The organism is Nitrincola alkalisediminis, assembly GCF_009821115.1.
GTDB classification, from domain to species: domain Bacteria; phylum Pseudomonadota; class Gammaproteobacteria; order Pseudomonadales; family Balneatricaceae; genus Nitrincola; species Nitrincola alkalisediminis.
Genome location: NZ_VYTY01000002.1, coordinates 112223 through 124999, shown reverse-complemented (window position 1 = coordinate 124999; position 12777 = coordinate 112223). Strand labels below are relative to the sequence as shown.

Here is a 12777-nt window from a genome sequence, read left to right as displayed (position 1 = left end):
ATGATTCGTATCCGTGTACAGCCAGAGGTTTTTAATGCTGGACAGGAAATAGACGCCATCACTCATGCTAGAAGCGATATTGGTGCTGTTGTCAATTTTATAGGCTATGTTCGAGACTTTAATGAACGCCCCGACGTGGTTGCGTTAACTCTAGAGCACTATCCGGGTATGACAGAGCAGTCATTACAGGAGATCGCTAAGTCCGCTCAAGAGCGTTGGCCACTAGAGGCAATCACCATTATTCATCGAATCGGTCGTTTGACCCCCGGAGATCCAATCGTTTTAGTGGCGGTTGCGTCGGCGCATCGTCAAGCGGCGTTTGATGCGTGTAATTTCGTGATGGATTACTTGAAAACGCAGGCCCCCTTTTGGAAGAAGGAGCACAGTCGTTCAGGTGACTATTGGGTTGCTGCTCGTCATTCAGATAGTGATGCCGTGAGACGGTGGGAGAATGCCAATGAATAGCCTGACTGTCCCCACCGCTTTAATTGATAAGTTTGGTCGCCGTGTGAGTTATGTGCGTTTGTCCGTGACGGATCGCTGTGATTTTCGTTGTGTGTATTGCATGAGCGAAAAAATGACGTTTCTGCCGCGAGATCAAGTGCTGACGCTGGAAGAAATTGGTCGTGTGGCGTCTGCATTTGCATCCTTAGGGGTCGAAAAAATCCGTTTGACGGGAGGTGAACCTTTGGTTCGTCGTGGCATTGTCGAATTGGTGGATTATATCGGCACCTTGGGCTTATCTGATTTTACGATGACCACCAACGCTAGCCAACTTGATCGTTTTGCAAAGCCTTTAAAAGATGCAGGGCTTCACCGTCTAAATGTCAGTCTTGACTCCCTTCAACCTGAAAAATTTCGACGCATTACGCGTATTGGTGACCTGAACAAGGTTTTAGCTGGCATAGACGCCGCATTGGAGGCGGGTTTTGAGCGGATCAAACTGAATGCTGTCATTATGCGAGGCCGTAATGACGATGAAGTGTTGGATTTGGTTAACTTTGCCCGAGACAAGCACATTGACATCAGTTTTATTGAAGAGATGCCCTTAGGTCATATTTCCGACCATGGTCGGGATGAGACCTATTGTTCAAGTGATGAAGTGCGCACCCTGATAGAGTCTGTTTACCCGCTGAACGCACTGTCTGTGCATACGGGTGGGCCTTCGCGGTATTTTGCTATGCCAGATTCAAGCAGCCGTATCGGTTTTATTTCACCGCATAGTCATAACTTTTGTGGGGATTGCAATCGAGTTAGAGTGACGGTTGAAGGGCGCCTGCTATTATGCTTGGGGAATGAGCATTCATTGGATTTACGGCCTATTCTTAGGGATAACCCTAGTGACAATCAACCCTTGATCGATGCTATTATCTCAGCCATGGATTTGAAGCCAGAAAAACATCATTTCACGACCGATGGTGATGTGCAAATAGTGCGATTCATGAACATGACGGGTGGGTAACCGACACACAGACTATTCGCTTTTCGTTAAGCGGGCATTCGGTTTAAATGTTATAGATTAAAGGCAATCTAGTTTCTACGACAAAACGATTTTCAAGGAAGGTAATAAGACCTATGGTGGATCAGCAGTGAGTGAGTACTGTGTAGCGCTTCAACCTATCTGTGACTCATCAATGAAGCACGTTGCCGATGAACTGCTCTATCGCGCAAGCTCAGAAGCGACATCCGCATTTATTGATGATCCCGTAATGGCGACTGCTCGAGTTTGCAATGCAGCCTTTTACGAGACAGGTATTGAAGCATTGGTTGGAAAACGCCTTGTCTTCTTTAATGCACCGCGTGACTGGTTATTAAAAGCGGAGTTGTTGCCGCCGTGCAATCAGCAGGTTGTGATCGAAGTTTTAGAAGATGTTGAAGGCGATCAGGATATCATCGATGCTTTGGCAAAGCTTCGAGACCAAGGTTTCACTATCGCTTTAGACGATTTTGTTCTGACGGATCAGACACTTCCCCTTCTCGATATTGCTCATATTATTAAGCTGGATGTTCTATCATCCGTCCCTAGCGCACGCCAGTTAGAAGAATACAAACGACGCGGTTTGGTACTGTTGGCTGAAAAAGTCGAAGATCTTTCAACCTTTATGCAATGCGTTGAGTTGGGTTTCACTCTGTTTCAGGGGTATTTCTATGCCAAGCCTGAAGTCAAGGCGGCCACCGTGCGGACACGGGCTAATAATCGTGCAGCGCAACTTAGGCTTCTGTCGGCATTGCAACAGTCCGAGCCAGATTTTGATGCGCTGGAGCATTTGATTGCTCAAGATGCCCAGTTATGCCTCCGAATATTGCGTTTGTCTAATTCTGCGTTTTATCGGCGTCAAATGGAAATTAGCAGTATTCGTCAGGCCTTGTTAATGTTGGGGTTTAAGCAAATCCGAAACCTAGTCACAACATTGATGCTGGCCGATAATCATCCTTGCAATACTCTGATCTTGCCAAAAGCACTTATTCGAGCATCTATGTGCGAAAAAATTGCCACATCTGCGCTAAAAGAGAGCGCCAGTACTGCATTTATGGTCGGCATATTGTCCATGATGGATCAGTTGCTCGATGAATCACTTGAGTCTCTATGTGAGCACCTAGCGCTAAGTGAAGAGGTGAAAGTTGCGATTTTGTATCGACAAGGACGGTTGGGTAAAATTCTTAAATTAACCATTGCGTATGAAACGGCACAGTTAAACGGCGTCAATCAAAAAACTGTTAAGCAGCTTAATCACTATTATTTTAGCAGTTGTGAATGGGCTAATACTGTTTTAGATGCTGTTGTTTAATAAGAGGGTGCTGATCAAGTTTTGCCATAGGAGCGCACCCCAGACAAATGTGGCTAAAAAGAGACATAGGAATACGGCAGCCGACCCCGTATCCTTTGCAAGTCCCGCGAGTTCATGATGTTCTTTACCTGCTCGATCAACGACGGCTTCGATGGCCGTGTTGATCAATTCAAAAATGAGAATCAGTAATAAGCTGGCGATCAAAAGGATCAGTTCAACTGTGGTCTGAGCCAATATAAAGGCAAAGGGCGTGAGTCCGCAGACGATCCACGTTTCGTAACGGAAAGCAGGCTCACTTCGATACGCCCCAATAAGTCCCTTTAAGGAATAGCAGGTTGCATAGTAGAAACGAGCGAGCCCCGTTGCCTTGATTGTCATGGTCGTTTAGCCTCCTGTTAACTGACCAAAAATTCGGAATCCGCCAATATAGGTTCCCATTGCGGAGCCTAAAGTGGCCAGCATAAACACCAATAGGGTTCTAGAGACACGGTTGCGCCACCAGCCTTTCATTTCGGTGACATCTTGGCGTAACTTCGAAAAATCACCGACGGTGGGTTTGCGCATCGCAATCTCTATGCCAGCTGCGACCATCCCAGCACCGATGGTTGGGTTGAGTGACGTGAAAGGGGCTGCAAAGAAGGTTCCGATAATAGTGACAGGGTGAGCTTTGGCAATCAGAGCGCCTAATGCGGCCAATCCGCCATTGATGACAACCCAGTCAAGTACCATTTGTAGGCCAAGATCAGTGTTTCGGCTAAAGCCAATCGCAAATCCTGCTAACACTAGAACCATAATGATCCAAGGTATGAACCGGGTCCATTGGCTTCCGGGTGGAACTTGTTCGAGTAGTGTCAGCTGTTCAGATGGATTTTCCGGGAGGTGGCCGCGCAGGTTATCGCTCATTCCTTTAAGATGACCGGCACCGATTACCACCAAAACGCGCTTGAAGCGACTGTCTCCGTTTTCTTGAGCGAGTCTTAGAGCCATATAATGATCACGTTCAGCAATGAGCGCTTGGTAGAGGTGTTCAGACTGCTCAGCAAACTCATTAAAGGTTGACTCTAATACGTCACCTTGCTTTAAGCGCTCAATTTCATCAGCACTGACTTTTTCTTTTGTGACTAAGCTGGCAATTAGACCCGAGATTAGGTTCATTCGTTGCCACCATGGCACGCTACGGTATACCCGCTTTAATGTGATTCCAATATCTCGATCAATGACCAATATAGGAATCTGTTGTTTTTCAGCTTCTTCAATAGCGGCTTTCATCTCTTCGCCAGGTGCAATACCGGATTCTTCAGCAACGCGTTGTTGAAAGGCACCCATTGCAAGATTGGCCGCGACCATGCCTGCTTTACCTGCTTTGATAACTTGAAAAAGATCCATTTTGGCTAAAGCATCTGGGTCTTTCATTGAGGTTAGACGACCTGGGCACAGCTCAATCGCAACGGCGTCAAATTCGCCAGACTGAATCAAGTGCCTGACTTCATCTGCACTGGCCTTCGAGACATGAGCCGTTCCAAGTAGGGTGTAGTGGGTGTCATATTTAAAGAGCTCTTCTCTAGGGCCTAAGGCATGGTCAGGAAATGTCTGTGCTTGAGTCATAACGCTCTTCATTCATTATTCGGTTAAAAGTAAATAGAGATGATTTTACTCTGCGAACTGTCAGAGTGCACGACGGATTCGATTTTTTTCGGTTTATTGTGAATGCCGAATGATTGAGATAGTAAGTGCATCCATTTTAGTGCTAAATTCGTATTGAAAATCAAAAAAATTGCCGAGGTGGTGTGTGGTCGATGATGATTTGATTGAATTTGCGGACGAGGATGAGCCTGCAGCATCAATGGTTGGAACAAACTCACGCTACTGGGTACGAAAAATATTAATTGTTGATGATGACGAAGACGTTCACTTTGCCACGGAGCTGGCCTTACGTGGACAAGTCTTTGACGGTGCTACTCTAGTTTTTTTGCATGCTTATACATCTAAACAAGCATTTGAATGCCTGTCAAACGAACGCGATATTGCTGTGATTTTGTTAGATGTTGTGATGGAGTCTGAAGAAGCGGGTTTACTTCTTGTTCGTCAAATTCGAGACGTTTTAGATTTGCAAAATGTTCGGATTATTTTAAGAACAGGTCAACCAGGTTATGCACCTGAACTCGAAACTATCTCTAAATATGACATCAATGATTATAAAACAAAAAGTGAATTGACCCGCGAAAAACTCTATACAGCCCTCATTACCGCGCTTCGCAGTTATAATCAATTAGTTCGCTTAGATCACAACCGTCAAGGACTCGCACGAATTATTCAATCCACAAATAACCTGATGCTTAAAGAAGGGTTGCATGAGTTTGCTGAGGGCGTTATTACCCAACTCGCAGGTTTCATTGGGGTAGATCCTGATGGACTTGTTTGCTTTGGTGCTTACACTTCAGACGTGTCCTCAGAAAGCCATTTGCCTGTTAAGGTCATTGCAAGTGCTGGACGTTATGCCCAATGGATGGAGCACACCGCTGAGTTTGAACGTAGTTTGATTTGGCAAAAGGTGCTCAAGTGTTTTGAGCAAAGAGAAAATATCGTATCTGAAGGTGTGTCCTGTTTTTATTTTGAACCTGAGTCTTTTGCGCGCTATGTTGTGTATTTAGATACACCGACGTCCGTTGGCGAAGATGAGTTACGCATGGTTAAAATGTTTACTCATAATATCAGCTTATGTGCGAAAAACTTGAGTTTACTCGAACAGCTAAAACGCATCGCGTATGAAGATACCTTAACTGGGTTGCTTAATCGAAATGGTTTAATTGAATATTTGAACAAGGGTATTCCTGAAACGGGGGCATTATTACTGATCGATTTGGATCAGTTTTCAATGTTGAATGATACCTTTGGTATACATTACGGTGACAAGTTGTTGTGCGCTTTGGCCGAACGATATCAGCGCCATCCAAATGTTTTGATGGCTGCAAGGCTTTGGGCGGATCAGTTTGCATTGGTTGTTGATTCAAATGCCTGTATCCAAGATTTAGTGGTTGATCTTTATAAGCCGGTTAATATTAGAGATGTATGGCGTTTACTTACATTTTGCGCAGGAGTGTCTTTTCCGGACACAGGCTCGACTGCCAACGAATTGGTGGCAAATGCGACGATTGCATTAAAGCGGGCAAAGCAAAAAGGGGTTAACCAGCTGGTTTACTTTAATACAAGAATGGTAGATGAGTTACGAGATCGTTCGATGATGTTATCGGAGTTGAAGGACTCTCTTGATCATCAAAACTTTACACTTATGTACCAACCTCAGATAGATCTAAATACACTGCAAATAGTGGGTGTGGAGGCATTGTGTCGTTGGCGAAATAAGCGGAATGAGCCGATTTCACCCGAGGTATTCATTCCATTGGCAGAGCAATCAGGTTTGATATTAGCGTTAGGCGAGTGGGTTTTACATAAAGCACTGGAAGATTTACATAGAATACGGTCTATCAAGCCATCTGTGCGAATGGCTGTTAATGTTTCAACCTTGCAGTTTAATGATCCTGATTTTGAGAGGGTGGTCTCGAATGCGTTAGCGTTGGCAGGCGTGTCGGGTAACTGTCTAGATATTGAAATTACTGAGTCAGTTGGTGTGTTGGGGTCAGTCGAGGTCGAAGAGAAGCTGTCCCGTCTGAAAAAACTCGGTGTAATGATTTCGATTGATGACTTTGGTACGGGATTTTCGTCTTTATCATATCTAGACAAGTTAAGTGCGGATCAACTTAAAATTGATAAATCCTTTGTTAGCTGTATGAATCCTAGCAACACAGGATCCAATATTGCCGATATGATCGTGTCACTTGGACGTAAATTTCACCTCACAGTTATTGCTGAAGGGATCGAAACCGAGGCGCAGCTGAATGCTCTTAAGGCGCAAGGGTGTCATCAGGGTCAAGGGTATTGGTTTTCAAAGCCTTTAACCATTGATGATTTGCTTACCTGGTTGGAGAAAACATGATGCATTCCTCAACTGGACAAATGATTAAATTCAGAGTCTTGGTTTGGGTTGCCGTGTTTATTATATCATCGCTTGGACTGCTGATTTTTTTTGCGTTGGATCAGTCACAAAAAAATGCGAACAAAGTCATTAAAATGGCAGAATATTCTATTGGCGGGCATGTGAATGAGCAGCTGCAAGCCACAGCTCAAGCCTTGAGTGAGGAAATAAAATCACTCTTGCAATATGGTTTTGAGCCGCCATTCGTTGTTTCCTCGATACTCGCGTCTGCGAGTGGTTGGGAGTTTCCCATGCAGCGTCGTGATGCGCGTGATATGTTAAAATCCGTTCTTGCCGCGCATCCAAACGTTGAATCTATCTATGCGCATTTTGAACCTAATGCGTTTGATGGATTGGATAGTTTTCATCGACTTGATCCTCAGACAAGCTCTCGAGAGGGAACATTTGAACTCTATTGGGTAAGAGACAATCATTCTATTGTGTTTGTTCCAACCCCCGATCCTAGTATCAAATATGACTCAACCCTAGATAGGTTTGGTATACGCAAAGCCGAATGGTACCTGTGTCCTCTCGAAACGAAGCAATTCTGTATTACTGATCCTTATTATTGGGAAACATTTCCGGGTGCTCCCGTTTTAATGGTTTCATTAACCTTTCCAGTAATTAAAGATGAGCAATTTATTGGTATTGCGGGTGCGGATATTAATGTATCAACGCTTCAGCAAAAAGTGCTTCAGCTGTCTCGTACTATTTTTGATGGTGATGCTCAAGTAACACTTTTGACTCAAAATGATCGGATAATTGCATCTAACCATTTCGATGGACAATTAGGTGAATTTATTGATTTGGGTGAGGAAGGGCTTGTATTGGATTTAGAAGAACAGAGTTCTAATGGGTTTATCCTCCTAAGAATGCCTTTATTGTTTGCAAACGTGCATTGGACACTCGTGATCAAAGTGCCATCCGAGAAAGTGTATGGGAGTGTGGTTGAGCTCACTGATCGAATACATGTTAACCATCTGAATACACAGATTAAATTAGCGATAGCTGCTGTAGTCATTATGGTGGTGTCGCTGTTAATTGGCGTTTCGTTCGTGCGAAGTCGAGAAAATATCACACAGCAACTCAATGAAACGCTCATTGCCTTGAAAAGAACGCAAGAAGAGTTAATTCAGTCTGAAAAATTGGCATCTTTAGGAGGGCTCGTGGCTGGTGTTGCCCACGAATTAAACACACCGATTGGTAATGCTGTGATGGCAGCCTCAACCTTGAAGTCGGACGTAAAAACATTTAATCAAGAGATGGAGCAAGGTCTAAAGCGTTCTAGTTTAACTCAGTTTATTGGCAATGCTGACGAAGCCAGTTTAATTATTCTACGAAATTTAGAAAAAGCTTCGTCTTTAATCACGGGCTTTAAGCAAGTTGCGGTTGATCAAACTTCGTTGAATAAGCGAACGTTTTGTATTACAGAGGTGTTGGATGAAGTCATGCTGATGTTGAATCCGACGCTTAAGCGTTCTCTTCATCGTGTCGAGATAGATGTCATCGATAAAGTTGTAATGACTTCTTATCCTGGCCCTTTGGGACAGGTTCTGATTAACCTTGTGCAGAATGCGTTGGTGCATGCCTTTGATGAAACGCCTGGAGTTATCAAAATTCGCGTTGAAAAATCGAAAAAGTATCCAAGGATGGTGGATATATTAGTGAATGACAATGGAAAAGGAATCAGTGATAATCACCTCAAACGGATCTTCGATCCTTTCTTTACAACGAATATGGGAGGGGGCGGGACAGGCTTAGGTTTAAGCATCGTACACAACTCCGTCGTAGGAATACTGGCGGGTAAAATTGACGTCATAAGTCAACGGCAGCAAGGTAGCACATTTACGATATCTATACCGATAAAGGTTATTTAATTAATGAGAATGTTATCCTTAAAGGTCAAATTGTTAGTGGGTGCGGGTCTTTTGATCCTGATCTCACTTGTCTTCGTGATCGGACTCGCACTGTATCAACTGAACCAGTCCGCTGTACAAACCTTAAGCTTGACAGAGGATATCGTAACACGAAGTGTGCATGAGGAAGTTAGACTTGCCTCACAGTTACTAAGTGATGATATCAGTCAGCTATTAAATCAAGGAATGAGCACACCTGAAGCACTCGCATCTGTTTTTAGTGCAGCTATCGGTCAAGAAACACATCTGAGTCGTGAGCAGGCTTCGGTCGTGGTTCATGCTGCTTTACAAGCGAATAAAGCTGTGAGCTCAGCCTACGCACAGTTTGAACCCAATGGATATGATCGTCTAGACAGTCAGTATCAGACGCCTACAAATTCGACAGGCACATTAGACATTTTTTGGGTGAGAGAAAATGGTTCTTTGATCTCTTACCCAATCGATTATGATATTAAGTACGATACAACCATGGATGAGTATGGGAATCGTGCCGCTGAATGGTATTTGTGTCCACTTGAGACAGGTCGCGCATGTATTACTGAACCATATTTGTATGAGATAGAGGCAGGGCGTTTTATCCTGACCACATCGTTAACTTACCCCGTTTTGAAATCAGGTAAAGCGGTAGGCGTTACAGGTGTGGATATAAACCTACCTGTACTCCAAGAAAAAATCCAACAATTAGCTCAATCTCTTTATAAGGGAGCCGCTTCCGTTATTTTATTGAGTAATGACCAGCGAATCATCGCCTCAAGCCAGTTCCCTGAATCCTTAGGATTACCTCTAAGTCGTGTTCATTCTGAGTTGCTGGATCGTATAGAAGGCAGAGGGATGAATCAGGGGAGTATTCTGACTAAAACTCAGATTCAAATTGCAAATGCCAATTGGTCACTTGTTATTGATATTCCTGAAGCCGTTGCTTTTGAGCAAGTCTCTAAGTTAAGAAACCAACTCGAAAGCAATGAGGCCAGTGTGCGTGTTAACTTGATTGTGACGGCGCTGATCGTACTGTTGGTCACGTTGATGATTGTCATGTTTTTTGTGAAAAGTATCACACGTCCGCTGACTGAGTTAGGTTTGCGCATGCGAGAGTTGGCGGGAGCCGAAGGGGACTTAACACGGCGCTTGGAAGCGGCATCTCATGCCGAATTGGCCAATGTGGCGGACGGTTTTAATCAATTTACGGCCAAAATCCGCGTCTTGATACAAGAGTTGATTCGGTTATCGGCGGATCTAAAAGGGAGTGCAGGTTCTTTAGCGGATACAGCCACGGCTACACGCCAGGCGACAAGTGATCAAAATCGTCAGTTGGACTCCGTGGCTGCTGCCGCCAATGAAATGGCCGCAACCGCCACACAGGTTGCACATTTAGCCGCGGCAACAGCACAGGATTCAAACTCTGCCAATCAGGATGTGAATAACTCTCGTGAAAACTTATCTAAAACGGTTGCAGATATTGAGCGTGTATCTCATTCAATTGAGCAGGCGGCGGGAGCTGTGACGGCAGTCGAAAAGCGAAGTGACGAAATCACAACCATCGTCTCCACGATTCGTGGTATTGCTGAGCAAACAAATTTGTTGGCATTGAATGCGGCAATTGAGGCTGCTCGTGCGGGCGAACAGGGGCGGGGCTTCGCTGTAGTGGCGGATGAAGTGCGTAGTCTTGCAGGTAGAACGCAAACGGCCACTGAGGAAATCGAAACGCTGATAGGCTCCTTAAAGTACGATGTCAACTTAAGTGTTGACCAAATGAAAGGGTGTTTAGGATCAATCCAAACCACCGTTGCTGAGAGTCAACGCAGTCTGCAGGCGCTTGAGGCAGCGGCTGAGCGTATTCACGCAATCTCTGACAACTCGACTCAGGTGGCCACGGCTGCAGAAGAACAGAGCATGGTAAATGAAGAAATCACTAAAAACATTACCCAGATAGGTGATGCGGCTGCTCACTTAACGGATACCGCTAGCAAAGTTCAAAGTTTAGGATCTGAGGTCGCGGAGTCTGCGTCGGAGATTGATGAGCGTCTGAAACGATTTAAAGTGTAATCGAGTTGTCACGAACAGACAGGGCGTATCGTAACCGCTTTGTTTGTTCGTGACATACAGGGTCTAAATTTTAGGCTGATCTAAATAAGTTGTATCTTCGAGGCTGCGCTGTAGCCATTGAAGAAACTCAGTTTTGGTGTCTTGTCCAAGCTGTGCTTCTGTCACTTGTTGGCTTAAGGCTGACAATAGACGTTGTGGGTCAAAGTTTACGTATTGCAGAACTTTAGCAAGCGTGTCCCCCCGTTGACTCACGCTGACGCGGGCATTGCCGTCTTCATCAAAAATGATGTTTGCTGCATCCGTATCCCCAAAAAGATTGTGAAGGTCTCCCAGAATTTCCTGATAGGCGCCAACAAGGAAAAAACCAAGTAGTGCGTTGGCCACTTCCATGGGTGGATATGGCAGGGTTGTTTCCAGCCCCTCTCCATCGACATAATGATCAATACGACCATCGGAATCACAGGTGATATCTCGGATGACGCCGCGTCGAGATGGCGCTTTATCTAAATCTCTAAGCGGTAATATCGGGAAAACCTGGCCAATGCCCCATACATCAGGAAGCGACTGAAAGAGAGAAAAGTTGGCAAACAGTTTATCCGCCATTTGCTCATTGAGCTCATCCAGAATCTCGCGATGAGGGCGACGTGAAGGGTTAAGAGTTTTCATCAGGTAAAGGGCCGTGGCCTTCAAGATCTGCTCACCCTTAGCCCGGTCTTGCAGGCTTAGATCTCCATGCGTAAAAGCTTGGTTTAAATCTTGGTTATAGGAAATCAGGTCGTGATAGATTTCACTTAAACTCCGTTCGCGATCAATCGCATCAAGATAGTTTTGGTTGATGCGTGTCAGCAAAGGGTGGCAAGCCGCGCTGGGTGTTTCAATTGAGCCCACTTCTTGGCATTCGATGCCGATGACATTGGTTACTAATACCGCATGATGTGCCGTCACGGCCCGGCCCGATTCGCTAAAAATATCCGGTTGTGGCAAGTCATGCTCTATTGAGACTTCTTTAAAGGCTTGAACGACGCGTTTGGCATATTCGTCCAGCGTGTAGTTCATCGAGCAAATACTGCGTGAAGCCGTTCCCTCATAATCGATGCCTAGGCCACCACCCACGTCAGCTACTTCAACGGGAAGGCCCATCAAGCGCAATTGAGCATAGAAGCAAGCCGCTTCTCTTAGCCCGACTTGGATATCTTGAATATTGGCGATCTGGCTACCTAAATGAAAATGCAATAATTGAAAGGCTTGGGTTTGCTGATTGTCTTTTAAAATATCAATTGTTTTTAAAATTTCGCTGGCGGATAGGCCGAATTTTGATTTTAAACCACCGCTGTCTTGCCAATTACCTTTCCCGACTGTCGCTAAGCGTGCACGCACCCCTATTCTTGGTGACACATCCAGCTCTTTAGCGATGGCGAGCACATCGTTTAGTTCGCTTGCTTTTTCGAGGACGATATAGACTTTATGTCCAAGCTTTTCACCCATTAATGCAAGGCGAATATAGTCTTCATCTTTATAGCCGTTGCACACAATCGTTGAGTGTCCGGGTTCAGCAAGTGCGAGAACGGCAAGTAGCTCAGGTTTGCTGCCTGCTTCAAGCCCAGTGTAGCCGTTAAGGGCTTGTCGTTGCCCTGCTATGATGCCTTCGACCACTTCTCGTTGTTGATTCACTTTAATGGGGTAAACGCAGGTAAATTGGCCTTGGTAGTCTTCATATTCAATGGCTCTTGCAAAACTTTTCACCAGTTGTGCAACGCGATCTTTCAATATATGTGGAAAACGTATCAAAATGGGCAGTTCTAACCCTTTTTCACGAGTGAGCTCGCGGATATGGGCAAAGCTAACTTCAGCACCTGTCGAGGGGTCTCGCACTGTAACATCACCCTGATCTGCAATACCGAAATAACCGGCTCCCCAGCGTTTGACGTTATAAAGACTTAGGCTTTCGTTTGCGCTCCAAGAACTCACATTGATTCTCCTGTTAATCCGATTGTAT

9 protein-coding genes are annotated in these 12777 nt (G+C 45.0%); 6 read left to right on the top strand and 3 right to left on the bottom strand.

Annotated elements, in window-relative coordinates:
- The 3 genes from moaE (at nucleotide 1) to F5971_RS03740 (ending at nucleotide 2789) form a co-directional block, all read left to right on the top strand.
- Nucleotides 1-465, top strand: coding sequence for a molybdopterin synthase catalytic subunit MoaE (gene moaE, locus F5971_RS03750; RefSeq protein ID WP_036513139.1), 465 nt, complete (start codon nucleotides 1-3; stop codon nucleotides 463-465).
- Nucleotides 458-1462 carry a GTP 3',8-cyclase MoaA gene (gene moaA / locus F5971_RS03745; protein ID WP_036513141.1) on the top strand — a complete coding sequence of 335 codons (1005 nt, stop codon included), beginning with the start codon at nucleotides 458-460 and terminating at the stop codon, nucleotides 1460-1462. Before moaE ends, moaA begins: the two co-directional genes overlap by 8 nt.
- A gap of 127 nt (nucleotides 1463-1589) precedes the next feature.
- Entirely contained in the window at nucleotides 1590-2789 is a 1200-nt protein-coding gene (locus F5971_RS03740) for an EAL and HDOD domain-containing protein (RefSeq protein WP_223116252.1), read from the top strand.
- Here F5971_RS03740 and F5971_RS03735 read toward each other — a convergent pair.
- Nucleotides 2772-3167, bottom strand: coding sequence for a diacylglycerol kinase (locus F5971_RS03735; RefSeq protein ID WP_036513143.1), 396 nt, complete (start codon nucleotides 3165-3167; stop codon nucleotides 2772-2774). The two genes, F5971_RS03740 and F5971_RS03735, sit on opposite strands and share 18 nt — an antisense overlap.
- A gap of 6 nt (nucleotides 3168-3173) precedes the next feature.
- A complete protein-coding gene (locus tag F5971_RS03730) occupies nucleotides 3174-4394 on the bottom strand; it encodes a TraB/GumN family protein (RefSeq protein WP_246187754.1) in 1221 nt (406 codons plus the stop codon).
- 184 nt (nucleotides 4395-4578) lie between these two features.
- Between F5971_RS03730 and F5971_RS03725 the strand changes: the two genes are divergently transcribed.
- From F5971_RS03725 to F5971_RS03715, 3 genes are read left to right on the top strand one after another with little or no spacing between them, the layout of a single operon-like run.
- Nucleotides 4579-6783 (top strand): bifunctional diguanylate cyclase/phosphodiesterase, encoded by a 2205-nt coding sequence (locus tag F5971_RS03725; protein WP_193494125.1) that lies wholly within the window; start codon nucleotides 4579-4581, stop codon nucleotides 6781-6783.
- Entirely contained in the window at nucleotides 6780-8699 is a 1920-nt protein-coding gene (locus tag F5971_RS03720; RefSeq protein ID WP_193494123.1) for a sensor histidine kinase, read from the top strand. Before F5971_RS03725 ends, F5971_RS03720 begins: the two co-directional genes overlap by 4 nt.
- 3 nt (nucleotides 8700-8702) lie before the next feature.
- Nucleotides 8703-10781, top strand: coding sequence for a methyl-accepting chemotaxis protein (locus F5971_RS03715; protein ID WP_193494121.1), 2079 nt, complete (start codon nucleotides 8703-8705; stop codon nucleotides 10779-10781).
- A gap of 63 nt (nucleotides 10782-10844) precedes the next feature.
- On the opposite strand, the gene speA is transcribed toward F5971_RS03715, so the two are convergent.
- Complete coding sequence (gene speA, locus F5971_RS03710) at nucleotides 10845-12749, bottom strand: biosynthetic arginine decarboxylase (RefSeq protein ID WP_193494119.1); 1905 nt, start codon at nucleotides 12747-12749, stop codon at nucleotides 10845-10847.
- Between the last annotated feature and the right edge of the window lie 28 nt (nucleotides 12750-12777).

Bases quoted from the DNA above. Each gene is read 5' to 3' on its own strand.
- moaE (WP_036513139.1), top strand. From the start codon at position 1: ATGATTCGTATCCGTGTACAGCCAGAGGTTTTTAATGCTGGACAGGAA.
- moaA (WP_036513141.1), top strand. From the start codon at position 458: ATGAATAGCCTGACTGTCCCCACCGCTTTAATTGATAAGTTTGGTCGC.
- F5971_RS03735 (WP_036513143.1), bottom strand. From the start codon at position 3,167: ATGACAATCAAGGCAACGGGGCTCGCTCGTTTCTACTATGCAACCTGC.
- F5971_RS03730 (WP_246187754.1), bottom strand. From the start codon at position 4,394: ATGACTCAAGCACAGACATTTCCTGACCATGCCTTAGGCCCTAGAGAA.
- F5971_RS03720 (WP_193494123.1), top strand. From the start codon at position 6,780: ATGATGCATTCCTCAACTGGACAAATGATTAAATTCAGAGTCTTGGTT.
- F5971_RS03715 (WP_193494121.1), top strand. From the start codon at position 8,703: ATGAGAATGTTATCCTTAAAGGTCAAATTGTTAGTGGGTGCGGGTCTT.